The 19,530-nt window shown below is 52.5% G+C and carries 20 protein-coding genes; 8 read left to right on the plus strand and 12 right to left on the minus strand.

Annotated elements, in window-relative coordinates; genetic code table 11:
- Nucleotides 1-57: 57 nt before the first annotated feature.
- Together QEH53_RS06870 and QEH53_RS06875 are read right to left on the minus strand one after the other, a co-directional pair.
- Nucleotides 58-1,437, minus strand: a complete 1,380-nt coding sequence (locus QEH53_RS06870) for a DUF1552 domain-containing protein (RefSeq protein WP_309022412.1) — start codon at nt 1,435-1,437, stop codon at nt 58-60.
- Nucleotides 1,438-1,448: 11 nt separating this feature from the next.
- Complete coding sequence (locus QEH53_RS06875; protein ID WP_309022413.1) at nt 1,449-3,974, minus strand: DUF1592 domain-containing protein; 2,526 nt, start codon at nt 3,972-3,974, stop codon at nt 1,449-1,451.
- A gap of 481 nt (nt 3,975-4,455) precedes the next feature.
- On the opposite strand from QEH53_RS06875, the gene QEH53_RS06880 reads away from it, so the two are divergent.
- Nucleotides 4,456-5,103 (plus strand): response regulator transcription factor, encoded by a 648-nt coding sequence (locus QEH53_RS06880; RefSeq protein ID WP_309022414.1) that lies wholly within the window; start codon nt 4,456-4,458, stop codon nt 5,101-5,103.
- Nucleotides 5,104-5,191: 88 nt separating this feature from the next.
- On the opposite strand, the gene QEH53_RS06885 is transcribed toward QEH53_RS06880, so the two are convergent.
- Nucleotides 5,192-6,037 carry a CbiX/SirB N-terminal domain-containing protein gene (locus QEH53_RS06885; RefSeq protein WP_309022415.1) on the minus strand — a complete coding sequence of 282 codons (846 nt, stop codon included), beginning with the start codon at nt 6,035-6,037 and terminating at the stop codon, nt 5,192-5,194.
- A 93-nt stretch (nt 6,038-6,130) separates the two neighbouring features.
- Between QEH53_RS06885 and QEH53_RS06890 the strand changes: the two genes are divergently transcribed.
- A complete protein-coding gene (locus tag QEH53_RS06890; RefSeq protein WP_309022416.1) occupies nt 6,131-6,706 on the plus strand; it encodes an OmpA family protein in 576 nt (191 codons plus the stop codon).
- Between the two features lie 304 nt (nt 6,707-7,010).
- A complete protein-coding gene (locus QEH53_RS06895) occupies nt 7,011-7,469 on the plus strand; it encodes a hypothetical protein (protein ID WP_309022417.1) in 459 nt (152 codons plus the stop codon).
- A 102-nt stretch (nt 7,470-7,571) separates the two neighbouring features.
- Here QEH53_RS06895 and xerD read toward each other — a convergent pair whose 3' ends face one another.
- A complete protein-coding gene (gene xerD, locus QEH53_RS06900) occupies nt 7,572-8,495 on the minus strand; it encodes a site-specific tyrosine recombinase XerD (protein WP_309022418.1) in 924 nt (307 codons plus the stop codon).
- Between the two features lie 44 nt (nt 8,496-8,539).
- Nucleotides 8,540-8,812, minus strand: coding sequence for a translation initiation factor IF-1 (infA, locus tag QEH53_RS06905; protein ID WP_185659066.1), 273 nt, complete (start codon nt 8,810-8,812; stop codon nt 8,540-8,542).
- A 115-nt stretch (nt 8,813-8,927) separates the two neighbouring features.
- Between infA and tadA the strand changes: the two genes are divergently transcribed.
- A complete protein-coding gene (gene tadA / locus QEH53_RS06910; protein WP_309022419.1) occupies nt 8,928-9,461 on the plus strand; it encodes a tRNA adenosine(34) deaminase TadA in 534 nt (177 codons plus the stop codon).
- A gap of 70 nt (nt 9,462-9,531) precedes the next feature.
- Nucleotides 9,532-10,137 carry a superoxide dismutase gene (locus tag QEH53_RS06915; protein ID WP_309022420.1) on the plus strand — a complete coding sequence of 202 codons (606 nt, stop codon included), beginning with the start codon at nt 9,532-9,534 and terminating at the stop codon, nt 10,135-10,137.
- A 109-nt stretch (nt 10,138-10,246) separates the two neighbouring features.
- Here the strand turns inward: QEH53_RS06915 and QEH53_RS06920 are convergent, their stop codons facing one another.
- Nucleotides 10,247-11,419, minus strand: a complete 1,173-nt coding sequence (locus tag QEH53_RS06920; RefSeq protein ID WP_309022421.1) for a hypothetical protein — start codon at nt 11,417-11,419, stop codon at nt 10,247-10,249.
- 182 nt (nt 11,420-11,601) lie between these two features.
- On the opposite strand from QEH53_RS06920, the gene QEH53_RS06925 reads away from it, so the two are divergent.
- A complete protein-coding gene (locus QEH53_RS06925; RefSeq protein ID WP_309022422.1) occupies nt 11,602-12,654 on the plus strand; it encodes an Mrp/NBP35 family ATP-binding protein in 1,053 nt (350 codons plus the stop codon).
- 168 nt (nt 12,655-12,822) lie between these two features.
- The gene (locus tag QEH53_RS06930) at nt 12,823-13,044 is read left to right on the plus strand and encodes a hypothetical protein (protein WP_309022423.1); all 222 of its coding nucleotides are present in this window, start codon (nt 12,823-12,825) and stop codon (nt 13,042-13,044) included.
- Between the two features lie 107 nt (nt 13,045-13,151).
- Here QEH53_RS06930 and rpmG read toward each other — a convergent pair whose 3' ends face one another.
- The 5 genes from rpmG to hisG all read right to left on the minus strand — a co-directional run bounded on the left by rpmG (nt 13,152) and on the right by hisG (nt 18,161).
- A complete protein-coding gene (gene rpmG, locus QEH53_RS06935) occupies nt 13,152-13,319 on the minus strand; it encodes a 50S ribosomal protein L33 (protein WP_008102793.1) in 168 nt (55 codons plus the stop codon).
- Nucleotides 13,320-13,404: 85 nt separating this feature from the next.
- On the minus strand, nt 13,405-14,769 hold the full coding sequence (locus QEH53_RS06940) for a PTS sugar transporter subunit IIA (RefSeq protein ID WP_309022424.1): 1,365 nt from the start codon (nt 14,767-14,769) through the stop codon (nt 13,405-13,407).
- 41 nt (nt 14,770-14,810) lie between these two features.
- Nucleotides 14,811-15,185: an NADH-quinone oxidoreductase subunit A gene (locus QEH53_RS06945; protein WP_309004687.1), complete on the minus strand. Its 375-nt coding sequence runs from the start codon at nt 15,183-15,185 to the stop codon at nt 14,811-14,813.
- Nucleotides 15,186-15,400: 215 nt separating this feature from the next.
- Nucleotides 15,401-17,050 (minus strand): 30S ribosomal protein S1, encoded by a 1,650-nt coding sequence (rpsA, locus tag QEH53_RS06950; RefSeq protein WP_309022425.1) that lies wholly within the window; start codon nt 17,048-17,050, stop codon nt 15,401-15,403.
- 250 nt (nt 17,051-17,300) lie between these two features.
- Nucleotides 17,301-18,161, minus strand: coding sequence for an ATP phosphoribosyltransferase (gene hisG / locus QEH53_RS06955; protein ID WP_345785708.1), 861 nt, complete (start codon nt 18,159-18,161; stop codon nt 17,301-17,303).
- Nucleotides 18,162-18,421: 260 nt separating this feature from the next.
- Between hisG and QEH53_RS06960 the strand changes: the two genes are divergently transcribed.
- A complete protein-coding gene (locus tag QEH53_RS06960; protein ID WP_309022427.1) occupies nt 18,422-19,171 on the plus strand; it encodes a response regulator transcription factor in 750 nt (249 codons plus the stop codon).
- An 87-nt stretch (nt 19,172-19,258) separates the two neighbouring features.
- On the opposite strand, the gene QEH53_RS06965 is transcribed toward QEH53_RS06960, so the two are convergent.
- Nucleotides 19,259-19,426, minus strand: coding sequence for a hypothetical protein (locus QEH53_RS06965; protein ID WP_309022428.1), 168 nt, complete (start codon nt 19,424-19,426; stop codon nt 19,259-19,261).
- Nucleotides 19,427-19,530: the final 104 nt, after the last annotated feature.

Genomic DNA, 19,530 nt, shown 5'->3' on the forward strand with positions numbered 1-19,530 from the left:
GCCTCTCTCAAACTAATTTCGGGGTTTCTTGTAAAAGCTCTGCTGATCGTGAATAGACTAGACGTTCCCTAACCGAGCGGTGGAGTCTCCGAAACGATCTAGCGACGGAACACCTACCTGATCAGCAAGAGTCAAAAAGAGGTTACTCATCGGCTTCGCCCCGTGCTTAACGTAGCGACCAGTGTTCAGCACACCTCCGCCCGCTCCTGCAAGGATCACCGGCAGATTATCGTGGCTATGAATATTTCCATCCGCATTTCCGCTGCCATAGACGATGCGCGAATTGTGCAGGATCGAATTTCCATCTACGTCCTTCTCTGAATCCAAACGATCAAGAAAAGAAGCAAAACGTTCAACATACCAACGATCAATCGCGGCCACCTTATTCACTCGCTCAGCATTGTTCTGGTGGTGAGAAAGGTCGTGGTGTCCCTCACTAATGCCCATGTGGCTGAAGGAGCGGTTGTCGCCGTCGTGCCCGAGCACAAAGGTTGCGATACGAGTCGAATCCGTTTTGAAGGCGAGCAACATCATGTCATACATCAAATCGACGTATTCCGCGTGATTCTCCGGTATACCAGACGGCGTCGGCATTTTGGGATCTATGTTTGGGCCAAACTGTTCCGCTTTTTGGATACGCGCCTCAACGTCACGAACGCCTGTGAGGTACTGGTCTAGCTTATCACGATCATCGACTCCAAGTCTAGATTTCATGCGGCGTGCATCGTCCATCACGAAATCCAATATCGAGCGCCGGCCCATCATGCGGCGCTTGGCGTTATCGGCTCGCTCTCCGTGGGGGCCTGCCCCGAACATCCGTTCAAAGACGAGTCGTGGATTCGATTCCGGCGTCATTGGCGTATGCTCGTCCTGCCAAGAAATATTGTACTGGTAGGCACAAGAGTATCCAGAATCGCAATTCGAAGATTGCCGACGAGCGTCACAACTTAGTTCCAGGGAAGGGAACCTGGTGAGGTGCCCGACTTCGTTCGCCATGACTTGGTCGATAGAGATTCCTGCACGGACGTCGGTCGCGCTCTTATTCAGGCGAACCCCAGTGAGGTAAACACCATTTCCGCGAGCGTGATCACCTCCCCCATCCTTGCCCGGATTCGCATTTTCATGGTCGAGTCCAGAAATGACCTGTAAATTTTGACGCTGTTCCTGGAGGGGCTGGAGGGTTTCTTTGAATAAAAAGTCGCGACCTACTTCCTCCGGCCACCAACGCGAAGGAATAGCTCCATTGGGGAACATCACAAATGCCGTTCGCAGGGGAGCACCTGTACTCGTAGTGGCGGCTTCGAGGGCTGAGCCAGCTGCGAGCAATTGGCTCGGCATCAAGGAGTGAAGAGCTGGCAACGCGACGCATGCGCCGATGCCCTTGAGAAAATTTCTTCGACTTACTGAATCTTCCGAGAGGTAACGTTTTCTTTTCATAGCAGCATTGGTTAACGTTCAACAAGCGAGCTTGCATCGTGCATGGGTGTGACCCGGCGTTTTTGGAAAGGAGCGGATTCGATTATACCATAAATGAGAGCAGATGGCTTTCCGCCTGATTCGCGTAGGCGATCCACTAAGCGATCAACTGTCTCGACATCGTAGTAGTCGAGCCCGCGGCCCAGCGCATAAGTCATGAGCTTCTCTGTGAAACAGTAGTAGAAGTCGTCACGACGCTCGGTAACAAGTATCTCCTTCAACTCGTTTATGTTGGAAAAACGCTCTCCCGTGATCAGCTGGCCCTCCGGCTCTATCGGCATGTCCATTTCCGATTCGCGCCAACGCCCCATGGCATTGAAGTTCTCCAACGCTAGACCGAGCGGGTCCATACGGTTATGGCAGGAGCGACAGGTCTGTTTTTCCGCGTGGAGGGCGAGAGTTTCCCTCAGAGAGAGCTCCTTGAGTTCGTCAGGACTCGCCGCATCTTCAAGCGAGGGAATGTTTGGCGGCGGCGGCGGAGGAGGCGTTCCCAAAATGTTATCGAGGATAAAAACGCCCCGCTTGACTGGCGAAGTCCGCGTAGGATTGGAAGTGACCGCAAGCACTGTCCCCTGAGTCAAAACACCTCCCCGGACGCTGCCGGACGGCAAATCGAAGCGTCGCATATGCTCTCCACTGACGCCGTCGATTCCGTAGTGCTCTGCAAGCTCCTCGTTCAAATAGGTATAGTCGCTCTTGAGGAGCTCTAGGATGCTGCGATCTTCTTGTAATATATATTCAAATACACTCTCACTTTCTTCTAACATCGCTTCCCTCAAATCCTTTCCGAGCTCCGGTTTGGGTATTCGAAAGGCCGCACGATACACGACTCGCGCCCGATTGATCTCAGCAATATCCTCTTCAGTGCGATCAGAGATGCGAATGTCTCGGATTCTGTCGAAAGTTGCTCGAGCTTCCTCCAATTCGGGGTCTGGATTCTCGCGTAACCACACCGCAAACTCACTGATGGGTACCGATCCGATATCTCTCCCCTGAAGCCACTGTCCCACAAAATTCTCAACGAGGGCGGACGCGTTGGGATGGTCCAGCATCCGAACGATCTGCTCCCTGAGTCGAGAACGTAACTGCCCGCGTTCCGCGAGCTCGAGAAGCGTATCGTCCGGCATGGTCGACCAGAGGAAATACGAGAGCCTCGAGGCCAAGGCCCACTCGTCTACCAGGGCGGCATCACCTTCGAGCGACTCTCCCATTACGCCTTCCTCACGAAACAGAAAACGCGGCGAGGCCAAAATCGCTGCATAGGCCTGGGCAAAACCAGATTCGAATGTGGCTCCGTCCTCAGTGCCTGAATACATCGCCAGAGAAACCAAGCGATCTAGCGTATTTTCGTCAACGGGACGTCGGAAGGCGCGAGTAGCCGCTACCTCGAGCAACTCCCGAACATACGCTTGTTGCGCCGCCTCGCCGTCAGGAACGGGTCGCGGAAAAAACTTCCGGTAATCTCTCGGCTCCACAAAGTGTTCCTGTGCGAAAGGTCCTTTGACGCTTACCGAATTCAAACGAAACCGTAGATCTCGAACCTGCTCTTCGGAGGGCGTTAAAGGCTCAATCTCGACGGTGAAACGGTGAACCCCTTTTTCCCAATTTCGCTTCTGTGTAAAAGAGTAAGCCTGCCAGCCTTCCCGGACGAATTCCCTCCGCAAGACTACTTCGTCGTCCAATTTTAGCGTCAAACGGCAACGGTTCTGGTCGAAAACGTTGTCCACATAGGTCTCGATCGCCATCAGGTCCCAAACCACTTCGTACGTTCCTGGAATTTCAATCATCTGTTCCGCTGTAACCGTCAACGGCTCGTAATAGGAAAGATCTCTAATCCATGACCCTTTGGTAGGGACGGGAAATCCAGCTTCGACGAAATCGCGACCCGGCAATTCTAATTCTGCTACAACTCTGGATTGAGTCGGGATGGTGGCAGCCACGATTTTCTGAGCCGCATCCAAGTACTTCTCCAAGAGCATGGGCGAAATGGTTAGTACCTCGGCTAAGTTGTCGAAACCATGCCCGGTATCGTCACCCGGAAACTCGGCCGAGGTATCGAAGTCGTAGTCCAAAAGATCTTTGATCGTATTTCGGTATTCAACTCGATTGAGCCGACGTAGCACCTGACGTCCAGGATCCGGATTTGTTGGGTTGATCTCAAAAACTTTGGCCTTGATCCAATCTAGAATTTCGGCGCGCTCCTCTTCACTTGGCTGCAGCTCGTCGGAAGGAGGCATCAGTCCGCTCCTCAAATTTTTAAGAGCCCTCAACCAAAGTCCATGATCCTTGAGCTCCATCGCATCATCGAACTCATCAAGAACGACTCCACCTTTATCGCTGCCGTAACCATGGCAGTCATAGCAGTAGATATCGAGAACAGGTTGGACCTCGTCGGAGAACTCTTTGAAAAAGTCCTCTGCTTCAGCAAAAAATGGGATTGCGGTGACCCAAGCGACATAGGCTGCAGCGACAGGGAGACACTGTGAAAAACGGAGCATAGTTAGAGTATTTGGGGTACGAATACGGCGTGTCGGATAAGCCTAAAACCGAGAGTGACTTTACTCCATCGGCTCAAAACTGAACTACGACACCGTGATGTTGGAAGAATGTACGCTGAAAGACGATTAGATGGCAACATCGAGCGGATTAGAGCGGCTGCTTTCTCCACTCTAACTTAATACTAAACGAGACGTCTAGCGAATGCAGCTCGCACCCCTCAATTCCACATTTCTCACTGCCAACAGCAAAGGCGTCGGTTTGGGGAGAAATTTCACTAGCAATAACCCTGACGGCCTTGGTTTCTTAACAGACGAATTACAAACGAGGTCAAAGCGTTAACTAAAATTTGCACCCAAACTTCAAACGAATGTGAATACTTCGCCTGCAGCTTGATGTGAGGACTTATCCTTATACCTTACATTTAACCAAGACCGATACCGAGGCCCAGACAGCCTAGACCACCACAGAATTCTACATCATATGAAACGACTATACATAGTTGATGACCTCACTACCGTAAGGCAGATGCTCGCAGACGTGCTCGAACGTCATAACTACGAGATCATCGGTGACAGCGGAAACGGCCAAGACGCTCTTAAGGAAATCATGGAGCTCAAGCCAGACATCGTCATCGTCGACGCTCGTCTTCCGGGACTCAACGGACTAGAGATCGTCCGCCGCCTCAACCGCCAACTGCCGGACACACGCTTCCTTGTGTTTTCGGCATACCAGAACCCATCTATCGTAAAAGATATGTTGGAAGCTGGGGCTCATGGCTTCATAGAGAAAACCGCGAATCTCCGCGAATTCATCAATGGTCTCGGAATAGTCGCCGAGGGTGGCACGTTCTTCGGACCAAACGTGGCCGAGCTCATCCGCACGGTGGTCGCCAACCCGGGCAACGTCCAACGCTCGAAAGATTCTCTGACCGAGCGAGAAAGGGAGGTCCTACAAATGATCGCCGAGGGACACAGCACCAAAGACATAGCCCTTAAGCTGGGCCTCAGCATCAAGACTGTGGACAACCATCGCACAAATATGATGCGGAAACTCGATCTCCACAACGTCGCCAGCATTACTCGCTACGCGATGCAAAACGGCCTGATCGACCTCGAGCCGGTAATTTAAGCACCGTTCGCGATACTCTTTTCAATTTTGCAGGATGGAGGGCCCCGGGCCTTCCATCTTTTTTTCGCAATTTGCCCCGACGGCTAGGCTAGTCCAGCGAATTGGCGAAGCGTTCAGCGAGCAATTCGATTAGCAAGGGACTTTGCCCAACCAGCGGCGCTGACAATACGACGCCACCGTTGCTCACGAACTCGGAGTTCGCCACAATTTGGTCGATATCACCGCCCTCTCCTGCGTGCCGCCCCGGCGAAAAGAAAAGGTAGCTTAAAACGATCCGTTTCCAACTTTTCTCCAATGCCATAGATAAAGCTGACTCAAGCAGCGGCTCGTTGAAGTCATACTCATCTCCTTCCCGCCGTTCCATCGAAGCTGCAATCACCCCAGCGACACGCCCCTCCAGACGAGATCGCAGCGACTCCGCTACCCTGTCTCGACAACGAGCCACCACCTCCAAAGGACTTCCGTGGTCGACTAAGACGACGCCGCAGTCCCGAGGTCCTACCGTATTCACTTTTTGAATAAGTAGTTCCTCCAAAATTCGAGCAACCGTTTCTTCCCCCTTGGAGGCGGGGTCTAGCAACGTCTTGGCCACCTGCACCGAGGCGTCCGCAATCCCTAAGCTCGCTAGAATTTCGCTCGTCACTTTCGGTAAATAATCGGCGATCGCCGAACTCGGACCAAAAAACAAAGGAACAACTCGGAACCGTGAAACACCCTCCTCTAGTTGATTTATCAAGAAACGCCTCCAAGTCTCGGCTTGCAACCCGTTCAACTTCTCTGCGGGAATCTTGCTGGAGTGCAGCAAGGACACCGGATGCACCTTTTCACCGAGGACACGCTCCAGATTTCTAGCGATTGCCCTGAGGCTAAAAACCGCCTCTGGACGCAGAGATCCGTTATCCAGTAAAACAATACACTCTTCCCTCGCTTCCATAAGTCAAAATCACCTTAAACTCTTGCCAGTAAATTCTTGCCGAACTTTGGCGAATACCGATAGTCCATTAATACGAAGACCAAGCCCTCCATCATGTTCAAGAAAATCGTCCTTATCGCCACCGCATCCCTGATCGCAATCGCATTCTCCGGCTGTTCCAAGAAACCACGCCGTCCAAACCCTCTCGATACCGTGATGGGGCAAGGATACGACTCCGGAAACTCCGGCATCGATGACGGTTTCAATCCTATCGGTCTCGAAGGAGACGGTGCAATGCTAGAGACACGAGCTGACTGGGGAGGCGACATCCAAGCCCTTGTAGACAACGCGGATCGCAGCATGTTCTCACCCGTCCTTTTCCAATTCGACTCCTCTGCCATCGCTCCTACACAACGCGCGACCCTCGAATCGGCTGCGAATTTCCTGAGAAACAATCCAACCGCAAACCTCATCCTGGAGGGACACTGCGACTGGCGGGGCACTCAAGAATACAATCTGGCTCTTGGAGATCGCCGTGCCAAAAGCGCCCTAGACTACCTGATCACACTCGGCATCCAAGGCAATCGCCTCAAAACCCTTTCCCAAGGGGACTTGAAAGCGACTGAAGGCGCGAGTTCCGCTCAGATGACTCAGGAACGCAAAGTCGAGCTTCTGGTTATCCGCAACTAGGATCAATACGCATGTAGATTTTCAAAAAAGGCCCTGCCGCACCTGCGGTAGGGCTTTTTGCTGCCAAAACTTAACAAGCCCTCAAGCTCATCTTATAAGCTTCATTCAGATTTGATTTCTGGCACGTCCATTGCTATTGCAGCACGACAATGGCTAGCGTCACTCACGCGTAACGCGAGAGCGGTATCTGGCTGTTGCTATTGCGCAAAAGTATGTGTTCATTCGCGGAAATCGGGAGTCGGTTGGAAATTCCCGTTCTGCAGAATCCAACACACCAACCGGTACCAAATTAGAAGACAAACTCATGAAAAAGACTACTATCGCCGCTGCTAAAAAAGTTGCCAAGAAAGCCGTCAAAAAGGCCGCCGTTAAGAAGGTAGCCGCTAAGAAAGCTCCCGCCAAGAAGGCTGCCAAAAAAGTAGCTGCCGTGGCTCCCATTAAAGAGGTCGCAAAAAAGGCAGCAGTCAAAAAGACCGCACCTAAGAAAAAGAGCGCCAAGAAAGCTGCCCCAAAGACCACTATCGTCGCCAATGTCGACATTGGTTTCGGGAACACGCTCTACCTCCGTGGCAGTGCCAACGGCCTCTCATGGTCAGAGGGCGTTCCGATGGACTGCAAGACCGACGCCAGCTGGAGCATCGACATTGCTGGCGTAACGACGGCATTCGAGTTTAAGGTACTGATTAACGATGAGTACTGGAATGCTGGATACAACGACGTGGCAGAACCCGGCGTAGTGACAGACATTACTCCCGTTTTCTAATCAGCACCTCAAAGAAAACTTTCCTACGGGCGACGCTTCACGAAGCGTCGCCCGTTTTTGTCGGCACTCCGCGGCCAAAAATAACGCCACACTTCCACTTTGCTAAAGAGCGGTACCCGCCTCTCGACTACGAGGGTGAAATTCATCGTGAGCACTGCGCGTCCGGTCCGCTTCAACAGAGGTATAAATCTGAGTTGTAGAGATATCAGCATGTCCCAACAACTCTTGGATTATTCGCAAATCAGCGCCACCCGTTAGCAAATGCGTAGCAAAGGAATGCCTCAACATGTGCGGCTTAACCGGCTTGTCGATTCCCGCTGCACTCGTGTATTTCTTCACCAGAAACCAAACAGTTTTGCGCGAGATTGCGGTTCCTCGAGAACTCAAGAAAACAGCGCTTCCCGTTTTAGACCTCACCAAATAGGGGCGCCCATTACTCAAATAGGCTCTAATCGCCGAAACCGCCTTACTCCCCATCGGACAAACACGCTCCTTAGAGCCCTTTCCGTAAACCTTTAAGGCGCCCAAGTCCAAATCGATTTGCTGTAGCATCAGTCCCGACAATTCGGATACTCGAAGTCCGGAAGAATAGAAAAGCTCCAACATAGCCCGATCCCTTAAGCCTTGCGGTGTCGTGTCGTCAGGAGCGCTCAACAGCCGCTCTACCTCCTGTATACTCAAAGTAAATGGAGCCTTCCGTCTTAGCTTCGGACCAACCACAATTTCGGTGAAAGATTTCTCGATCAATCGCTCCCTCAGCAGGTAGGAGTCTATTGCCCTCACTGCGCTTAATTTTCTGCACAAACTAGCGTTGGAGTAATCTTCTTCGCTCAGGGCATAGATCCAGTCGGAAACGTCCGCCGCTGTAACCTTTTTCCAACTACTTGGCTTCGAGGTCTGACCCAAGCGGGCCAGAAATTGACCCAAGTCGCCTTGGTAGCCTTGCAGAGTATTCTCTGAAAGCCCCTTCTCTAGCGATAAATAGGCGAGAAAATCATCCACGCCCTCAAGGAGACTGCTAGCCACAGGAACGCAGCGTGACAGCGAAGCCCTACCCCCGCAAGGAACAACTAGCGGCGACGACGCGGACCGAACGAGCGAATCGGAGCGTTGCGATTCTGAGCGGCGTTGCGCAATCGGTAAACGATACGTGCCTTGTTCAAGTCGTAAGGGCTCATCTCCATCTTAACCAAGTCACCCGCAGTGATCTTGATAAAGTGCTTACGAAGCTTTCCTGAGATGTGGGCAAGGACCTGGTGTCCATTTTCCAGCTCTACTCGGAACATGGTTCCGGGAAGCACTTGGACTATCTTGCCTTCTACTTGGATTGTTTCGTCAGCCATATATAATAGAGATCTGGCAGAACCGGCCAGGGCGGAATAGATGAAGCGTCGTTCCTTTCATATCCTTGCCATTAGTCAAGAGTATTCATACCCACCTTACCCCACAGCCTTCACCATGCCCAACCCGACTAAACCAGCTCCGGACTGCCCATTCGAAAAGCGCTACCCATCAGCCCTGAACCGCAACGACCGTTACTACATGGAACTCGCCTACAATCAGGCAATCGATGCTTGGAAGGACAATGAAGTCCCGGTCGGAGCAGTAATCGAATACGGAGGTGAAGTAGTGGGTGCGGCGCATAACCGAGTCGAGTCTACAAATGACCCGACCGCTCACGCGGAGATGCTAGCTATCACCCAAGCTAGCGACGCCATCAAGAACTGGAGACTTAACGAAGCCACTCTCTACGTCACCAAGGAGCCATGCCCTATGTGCTCCGGCGCCACGATGATGTCCCGACTTAAAAGAGTGGTCTACGCCGTGCCCGATCCAAAGATGGGCGGGCTGGGCGGCCTGTTCGACGTGAACAGTTATCCCACCATAAACCACAGCCTCGAAGTCGAAGTTGGCGTCTTTCGCCAAGAGTGCCTCGAGCTCCTTCAAGCGTTCTTCCAACTTAAACGCGGTATGGGTAAAGGTTCGGTTTGACAAAGTTTATTCTTTCTTTAAACAGGAAGCTTCCAATTCCCTAAACCATTAAACCCAACACTATATTATTATGGCATACGAACTACCTGCACTCGATTACGCATACGACGCGCTCGAACCACACATCGACGCCCGCACTATGGAAATCCACCATAGCAAGCATCACCAGACCTACATCACCAAGGTCAATGCTGCCATCGAGGGCACCGACCTCGAATCCAAAAGCGTCGAAGACCTCATCTCCGATCTCGACAGCGTACCGGAAAAAATCCGTGGAGCGGTTCGCAACAACGGTGGCGGCCACGCTAACCACAGCTTCTTCTGGAAGGTCATCGGACCCAACGGTGGCGGAGCTCCTACCGGCAAGCTCGCGGATGCCATCAAATCCGAGTTGGGTGGCTTCGAAGACTTCAAGAAGGCCTTCGCTGATGCTGGTGCTACTCGCTTCGGCAGCGGCTGGGCATGGCTCTGCGTCAAGGATGGCAAGCTCTGCGTTTGCTCGACTCCAAACCAAGACTCTCCGCTGATGGAAGGCGGAAAGCCAGTCATCGGTCTCGACGTCTGGGAGCACGCTTACTACCTTAACTACCAAAACCGTCGCCCCGATTACATCAGTGCCTTCTGGAACGTGGTGAACTGGGAAGCGGCCAACGCCAACTACGAAGCAGCCCTATAAGCTGCCTCAGAATTTAGAGTACAACAAAGCCGAGTTCCGCAGGGGACTCGGCTTTTTCGTAGGGGCGTCACTTGAGACCACGCCCTACCTTTCTAAGACAACCAAATCCCTACTTCACGAAACTCGGCTGAGAGACTTTGATCCGGCTGCCCGAGATGACGTAGCTTTTTCCAAACTCGTTGGGTTCCGCAAATGTATCCATAATCTTGATCTCGCTACGGTTAGCACGACGATGCGTATATACCAGATGTCGACCATCCGCCAACCAATGCGGTTCGATTGCGTCACCGCTGTCGTTGGAAATGATACGACTCTTTCCAGCACGAGAATCAAATATCACGATCTGGCGGCCTGAACCTAGTGCGGCGCTGAATGCGATCTTGTTGTCATAAACCGGATTCCAATCAGGTTGGGCGCAATCACCGCTTACGTTGGTAGCGAGGCGGCGAGAGCTGCCTCCCATTGAAGGCATTACGTAAAGCTGCGGGCCGCCTCGCTCGTCGGAGGAGAATACCAGCCGCGTTCCGTCGGGTGACCACGCTGGCGCTGCTTCCAGCCCCCTCGATTTCGTGAGGTTTTTCATCTGCCCACTCGCTTCACGCACCCAAACGTCAGAATTCGAGCCACCCGAAATGATCATGGCGATGCGGGTGCCGTCAGGGCTAAACGCCGCCCCCGTATTCAATCCCTTGTAGTTTGCGATTACCTGCCTGCTGTTCGTGCGCAGATCCAATTTGTAGATATCGGGAAACCCTGCCTTATAGCTGGTGTAGACAATTGCGTTCCCGTCCGGAGACCACTTGGGGCCGATAGCGCTGACACGGTCATTCGTCAGTTGAATCACGCTTTGAAAGAGCAAATCGGAAACGCACACTTCCGATGCTCCCGATTCCTCGTTTATGAACGCAAGCTTCCCCGCGAAGAACCCCTTGTCGCCACGGCGAGTCTTGTACACGGCGCGATCGATCGCCTGATAGACCGCATTCAGGGAAGAATCTCCTGTGAGCGTTTCCGTAAACATCAACTTTTCGGGAACGCCTGAGTAGATTGACAGGCGAGCGTTGTTGGCCCCAGCGGGATCCACTGCGATGGCAAAGTGCGCCTCGCTAGCAGAGCCGACCAATTCAAATCGTCCGTCTATCCGGAAAGCCGTATCCAAAATTGCCTTGGTGTTTGCGTTTCCTGAACGCACCGCCACTGGTGTAGCTGCGGGAACGCTATCGACAATGACCGCCCCCCCATCGTATTGAGCGATCGCGACCCCCGCAAAGGGGATAGCCATCGTAATTAGCAAGGCAGTTCGGAAGGTTTTTGGTAGTCGGAGATTCATGCGGCAACAACGCAGACTTGACAGTAGAGCGAATGTTTCAGGTTTCTGAGAAAACGCCTTTTATGGACCGTGGCATTGCAAGAGCAAGAGCGGGAACCGCAGGATGGCGAAATTTAAGTAACACATCGACAAGAGTGAGCCTCGAAAAAATAAATCAAGCCCTAGCAACCGTCAAATATCCGGGATTTAGCCGCGACATCGTATCTTTCGGCATCGTCCGTTCCGTCGATTTCCAAGACGGCAAAGCAAGCGTATCGATCGCGATCACCACTTCAGACCATAGCATTCCGCCTGCCATTCGAGATTCGGTGGAAGCTGCCCTCGACGCGATTCCTGAAGTTAGCCAAGTGGACGTCTCCATTGTTCTCACCGCCAGCAAGAAGACCTCCCAAACCGACGGTTCTGCCCCTTCGGAAGGCATCCCTGGCGTTAAGCACGTGATCGCCGTTTCTAGCGGCAAGGGAGGCGTCGGCAAATCCACCTTCGCAGTCAACCTAGCTTGCGCCTTCGCCGAAATCCTCGGGCAGGAAGGCAAGAAAGCCGGAATCATGGACTGTGACATCTACGGCCCATCCGTTCCTCTAATGTTGGGCCTATCCGGGAGGCCTTACGTCGAGGGAGACTCCTTGATCCCCATGGAAGGACATAACCTAAGCGTCATGTCGATGGGCTTCCTCGTCGACGAGGACACTCCCGTGGTCTGGCGCGGCCCAATGGTCATGAAGACCATCCAACAATTTTCCCAAAACGTGAAGTGGGGCGAGCTCGAGCTACTTGTTGTCGATCTCCCCCCCGGAACCGGCGACGCTCAGCTCTCTCTAGTGCAAACGATCCCACTCAGCGGAGCTGTCCTCGTCACCACTCCTCAACCAGCTGCCACCCAAGTCGCGAAACGCGGAGCGCGTATGCTGGAGAAGACGAACGTCAAGATCCTAGGTGTGGCCGAAAACATGAGCTATCTTGAGGCTCCGGACGGCTCACGCCAAAACATCTTCGGCGAAGGCGGGGGTTCCCAGACCGCTATCGACCTGAAAACAGATTTCCTCGGACAAATTCCCCTTGACCAGTCTATTCGAGAAGGCGGCGATGCTGGCATCCCTATCGTGCTCGGAAAACCGGATTCAGAAGCGGCCAAAGTCTTTAGGGAAATTGCTAAGAAGCTTCTAGCGCAGGTACGTAATAAATAAACAATCGTGCGCTAAATGAGCGCTACCCCGATAACAAGCTAGGGCTCGGAGAATGCAAAAAAGGTTGGCCTTGAACAAATTACCCTCAATGCTTTCCATTATAGTGAACGCACTATCGAACCGATTCCCGAAACTCGGGGATTTGGATTGAGCAGCGTATTGCATCTTATGCCATCAAAGAAAATCAAGTCGAGCGGTCAGCACGAGTTCGTCAAGCAGTCGAGCCTCTATCAAGAGTTCCTCGCCGAGCGTGAAGAAATACTGCGCCACAAGTGGCTGGAGTCCGAGCGACTCGGTTACGACATTGGTTTCGAACGGGCCCTCCTCGACTGGATCCGCAAACACCGTGACAGTTGGCGCGCTTCCCGACGCCGCCCTGAACCGAACTGATCCACGCTTGTTAAATTCCCACGCTTAGACTCGCCCTCTCGAGTCAGCACGTAAAAAAAGCGACACTTGAGAGTGTCGCTTTTTTCGTAAAATCTAATCGGAGACGCTTATTTGATCTCTTTGTGGATCGTGTGGCGCTTTAAATGCGGGTTGTACTTCTTCTTTTCGACGCGTTCGGTAACGGTCTTCTTGTTACGAGAAGAAAGGTAACGTGATACAGGCTTACCTTCAGCTTTTGCTTCGGTACATTCGAGAGTGATTACTTCGCGTGGCATGGTGTGTAAAAATTAAGAAGGCGGAACATCTCAGCTCCCCGCCAGAAAGCAAGGGGAAAATGCTCCCTCCAGAGCAAACCGCCAGCTAGAGCGACTTGCCGCCAAAAGAACGCTCTACCAAGGGCAATGCGATTCCGTTACGAAAGACTGTGACCTGCCCCGAACTCGAAGAAACGACAATAGCTAGGCAATCAGTCGCCAGGGAGATTGCTGCTCCCGCAGCGTGACGTGCTCCTAGACCACTAGGCAGGGTTTGATCAAACTCTGGAGTATGGATCAAACTTCCCGCTGATGTCAGTACACCATCACCCTTTATGATGAAGGCACCATCCAAACCCGAAAATTCCTTGACGGTTTCATCCATGAAAGGACTGAGGATATTCCGGTCTTCTTCTTTGTAGCCATAAAATGGATTCAATACGAGTGGCTTGGTCATCCCTTCGACCTTCTTGGTATCACCCAATACGAAAAGCGTACCTACCGGACGCCCCTCCCTACCCTCGATGGAAAGCTCCATGGCGATGCCAATCACTCGCTCCAGCACCTCTGGTGATACGTCGCTCGGCATGAAGTTGTCGCGTTCGGCAAGCAACGCCTGGAATTCATTCTTCATATCGATAACCACCAACGTATCGAATTGGTCACTCCCAGGGATGCCTCCAACACAGCATATCTTGTCCGAGGTCTTGAAAACGCCACGCGTCAAGCCCACCAGAAACGCGGACCTCATTTGAGCTAGCCGGCCATTTGAAAAGGAACGCACTTGAATTACTTCGTTGAATACGGCGTCTTCGACGTCTCCTTCCTTGGCACGACGGGAAATGAGAACGGTCTTGAAGCTCTTAAACCCTTCCGGCGGCTCGACCGGGCTCGAGACTAACGAGTCGCCGAAAACTGCGATCGAATCGCAGTGCGCCCCCTTGGCTACACGCATGGCCTGACGCAACATTAGTCGGTTGATCGAACTCTGACGTATCTTTTTCGGCGAGGACAGAATACCGCCAAATGCTGAAGTCAGTTGATCATGAAGGTCATCCAGAGACTCTGAACGCAGCAGCATTTCGACAAACGCCTGGTCTTTGACCAATCGTGCCACCGCGGCCAATACATTTAGGTAATCCCGTGCGCCTTCTCCGGCGAGCAGTAGCACAACCAAATGCACTTTCTCCTGGTTCTTCGGGCCTTCGTAGTCAAAGCCCTCCTTGGAACGCCCGATTGCAAATACGTACTTGCGCCGCATCTTCACACGCAAGTGAGGCAAGGCAACCCCATTGCCGAGGTAAGTCGTCATAGTGCTTTCCCGCTGCATCAGACCTGGAAGAAGACGTTTGCCCTCCAGATCCTTAAATCTGGACGTGGAAACCTTGAGCAGCTCCTTAAGAGCGCCTTCTAGGTTGTCGCTTGCGAGGTCGAGTGTACGCCTCCGCGAAAAATATCGGTCGAGTCTCATGTCGGGGCAAAACAGCCCCCTGCGACCTGGTTAGGACAGACTTACTTTTCCCACTCCAACGCGCCCTTCTTCAGCTCGTAGAATAGCCCGACGACGAGCACTCCGAGGAAAAAGAGGATGGGGCCAAGAATCGGAAGGCTGTTGGCCACGAAATCGCGGTACACCAGCACCCAGGGGATCAGAAAAAGCACTTCGATATCGAAGAGAATGAAGAGCATCGCCGTCACGTAGAACTTCACGGAGAAGCGGGTGCTCGTTTTGCCATCTGACTTGATACCGCACTCGTAGGCGTAGTTCTTTATCTTGTTCTTGGAACCACGTTGGCCGAATAGAACGCTTCCGGTGAGAATAGCGCCGGCTAGCCCCGCTGCGAGGGCGATCTGGATCAATACAGGTACAAAGTCAGTAACGGTCATGACGCAGGCTAAGATCCCCAATAAACGCCTGATTTCAAGGCAAATGGTAAAAAGACTGCAGGATCTTCCCACAAAAGTAGTCTATGGCGGTAAAAGCCCCTGCCCGCAGCACCTTAACTTTCGATCAATACGTGAACGGATCCAGCTTTTAAATACAAAAAAGCGGACCTCGAAAAGAGGTCCGCTTCGAAAGTATCGAAAAATATGATACAGGACTACTTGTTGGAAGCTTGGTCGAGGATATCGCCCAAGTTCATCAAGTCGCCACCGTCGCTCATGTTGTCGTAAGTGGCAGTTTCCTGAGCCAACTGGCTGTCGTCGTAGTTCGCAGCCTTGATGGATAGGCCGAGGCGGCGCTCTTCGCGGTCGATCTTGATAACGCGAGCAGTGACTTCGGCGCCGATGTCTACGACGTCCTTGATCTTCTCTACGCGCTCTTCGCTGATTTGGCTGATGTGTACGAGACCGTCGATGTGATCCTGCAATTCGACGAAAGCACCGAAAGAAGTGATCTTGGAAACGGTACCGGAAACAACGTCTCCGATGCGAAAACGTCCGTCGATGTCTGCCCAAGGATCGTCAGCAAGCTGCTTCATTCCGAGGGAGATACGCTGGTTGCCAGTGTCCACGTCGAGTACCAAGGCATCGATCTCGTCGCCCTTCTTGAGGACTTCGGACGGATGGTTGATCTTGCGCGTCCAGGACATGTCGGAAACGTGAACCATGCCGTCGATGCCTTCTTCGAGCTCCACGAACGCACCGTAAGTGGTGATGTTGCGGACCTTGCCGTGTACGTGGGCGCCAACTGGGTAGTTGTGAACGACCATGTCCCATGGGTTTGGATCGAGCTGGCGGATACCGAGAGAGATCTTCTCTTCGTCTTTCTGGATTCCGAGTACCACTGCTTCCACTTCGTCCCCAACCTTGAGGAGCTCGCTCGGCTTGGTGATACGCTTGGTCCAAGACATTTCGGTAACGTGCACGAGACCTTCGACACCCTCTTCGATTTCGATGAAGGCACCGTAAGGAACGAGGTTAACGACCTTACCGGCAACCTTGGCGCCGATTGGGTACTTGGCCTCGATGTCTTGCCATGGGTTGCTCTTGGTCTGCTTGAGGCCAAGGGAGACACGCTCCTTCTCACGGTTGATCTCGATGATCATCACGTCGATTTCCTCACCCTGTTTGAGCATTTCGCTCGGGTGGGAGATACGACCCCAGCTCATGTCGGTGATGTGGAGGAGACCGTCCATGCCATCGAGGTCGATGAACGCGCCGAAATCGGTGATGTTCTTGACCACACCCTTGACGACATCGCCAGGGTTGACGCGCTCGAGAAGGTCGCGACGCTTGGAAGCGCGTTGCTCTTCGATCAGCTCGCGGCGGGAAAGAACGATGTTCTTACGCTCCAAATTGATTTTGAGAACCTTGTAGTCGTAAGTCTGCCCTACGTACTGGTCGAGATTCTTGGGAGGCTGGATATCGATGTGGGAAGCAGGAAGGAATGCGTCGACACCCATCGCAACGATGAGTCCGCCCTTAACCTTGCCCTTAACGCGGCCCTGTACGATCGAACCTTCTTCACACTTGGTGATGATGTTCTCCCAGTTCTTCTTTTGTTCGGCCTTATCGAAAGAAAGAAGCGGATTGCCCTCCTTGTTTTCGAGCTTTTCGAGGAAGACTTCGATTTCTTCTCCGATTTGAAGTTCGCCGAGGTCGGCGAATTCTTGACCAGGAACAAGTCCTTCAGACTTACCGCCGATGTCGACTACGACTTCATTCTGACGGATTTCGGTGATGGTGCCCTTTACGATTGAACCTTCTCTGAGCTGGTCAAAGGAGGTTTGGGCGAGAAGTTCAGACATTATTGAACTCATGATATAAATGGCGGTTTCATCTCGGGAGCTTCCAACCTCCTCGACAACCTACCTGAAGGTGAGCCAGCAAGCCGGCTCGGGTTTAGTTTTTGAATAGCTCAGCCGGAAGCGGCGCGACGAGGCTGGGCTTGTTGTATGTCGCAAGCGGGCAGAGATCGCACCCTCGCCTGCTATGGGCAAGCGAAAATGCAAGAAACAGCCGCTAGAATATAGAAAAAGCAGCGTTTTACCCTGTCACCTAGTAGACGACCTTGTTGAGCGGGTACTCGATGATACCTTCAGCTCCGAGCTCCTTGAGACGCGGTATGATGTCACGCACTGCCTTCTCCTCTAGAATCACCTCTATAGCGGACCAACCGCCATCCGAAAGCTCATTTACCGTCGGATTACGAAGGGACGGTAGTATTTCAAGAATAGCAGCCAGCTTTTCCTTCGGCGCGTTGAGCTTGAGCCCGACCTTGTCCGCTGCGGAAAGCGCCGCCTGTAGCATCATGGCGATGTTCTCGATCTTGGCCCGCTTCTTGGGATCTTCCCAGCTCTTCTTGTTGGCGATAAGCTTGGTGTTCGTCTTAAGAAGCGTTTCCACGATGCGCAGCTTGTTCGCTCTGAGAGAGTTACCCGTTTCGGTTAGGTCAACGATGGCGTCCACCATGTCCGGAACCTTAACTTCTGTCGCACCCCAAGAAAATTCGATTTCAGCTTCCACACCATGCTCGGCTAGAAACTTACGCGTCATGCCAACAACTTCGGTAGCAATACGCTTCCCTTGCAGATCCTTGATTGCCTTTATCGGAGAAGCTTCCGGCACTGCCAAGACCCAGTAAGACGGGCGGTTCGAAGCGCGGCTGTAGACGAGATCGCATACTTCGACCACGTCAGATTCGTTTTCGACAACCCAATCGTAGCCGCAAAGACCGCAGTCGAAAAATCCGTGATCTACGTAACGGCTGATCTCTTGACTACGGACGAAGCGTCCATCCAATTCGGGATCGTCGATACTCGGCTTGTAGGAGCGCGAACTTTTGCGTATGTTCCAACCGGCCTTCTGGAAAAGACGGATGGTGGGCTCTTCAAGGCTGCCTTTTGGCAGACCAAACATGATCAGTGGCTGTTCTTGTGACACGAGAGACTCAAAAAACAGAGTCGCCCGAAGCCTCAAGCCAAATCGAACGCAACAAAATTCGATATTTTTACATTTTGTGATTTTACATTTGTTGATTGTGGGTATTGTTGCCCATAACACTTACCATTAAACACCTTGCTTTCTGCTCAGTACACGACCTGAGCGGTTCCCGACCTCTAGGGAATTAGCGAAATGTTGCCCCGTTCAAACAACCTGCAATAAATCAAAGACCCGACATGCCGACAAAACCCAAACCGCTTGTACTGATCGTCGAAGACGAAACCGAACTTGCCAACGTGATTTCGGAACACCTAGAAGCGGCCGGCATGCAAACCCAGGTTTGCAATCGCTGCGCCCTCGCGATGCGCTTCTTAAAGCACAATTTCGCGAATATCCTCCTGCTCGACCTTACTTTACCCGACCAAAATGGCTTCGCGTTCTTAGAGGAGCTGAAACGCGAAGACATAAATATTCCAACGATCTTCCTCACTGGAAACGATTCGGAGATTTCCAAGGTGAAAGGCCTCGAGTTAGGAGCCGACGACTACGTCACCAAACCCTTCTCCGCCCCCGAGCTCGTAGCGCGTATTCACGCCGTCCTACGCCGAGCTGAGGTCGCGCACGACTTCAACGTTACCAAGAACGTGAAGCTTACCGACGCCCCCTTCGAATTCAACACCGCCTCCGTCAACCCGACCAGCATGGAAGTCACCTTCCCCGACGGCGAAGTGGTCAACATCGGACGCAAAGAAATCGGAATACTCTCCTACCTTCACGAAAATCCGGAAACGATCATCACGCGCAAAAACCTCATCCACTCCGTCTGGGGCATCCACGCTGATATCCGCAGCCGCTCGCTTGACCAGTACATCGTGAAGATCCGGGACCTCTTCAAACGGAAGAACGCGCCCCTGGACAACCTCAAGACTATTCACGGCATAGGATACCAATACGAACCGCTAGTCCGCTCCACAGACGCGAATTAGTCGACCGGAAAACATTTCAAAGCAAAAGCCCTGTTGGTGTAACATCCAGCAGGGCTTTTTCGTATCCGAAAATTGTTCGTGATCAGCTTAGCGATCTTCAACCGTGTGGTACTGCTCGTCATCAACTCGGACTGGTACATAGTGAAACCCGTCTTCGTCTTCATACCCAACAGGAGCTTCCGCTACTCCAGTCAGCATCAACCAAGAACCAGCGACGATCATAACGCCATAGATGAGGAAAAACGTTTCAAGCATGATTCCTCTAACGGCCCCAAGAGCATCGTCCTAAATGGAGTCTATTACCTACTTTCGACTCTAGCTTTCCCGTGGCTCTCCTGTCAATCTGACCAATCGCCGCA

This window comes from Pelagicoccus sp. SDUM812002 (genome assembly GCF_031127835.1).
GTDB lineage: Bacteria > Verrucomicrobiota > Verrucomicrobiia > Opitutales > Opitutaceae > Pelagicoccus.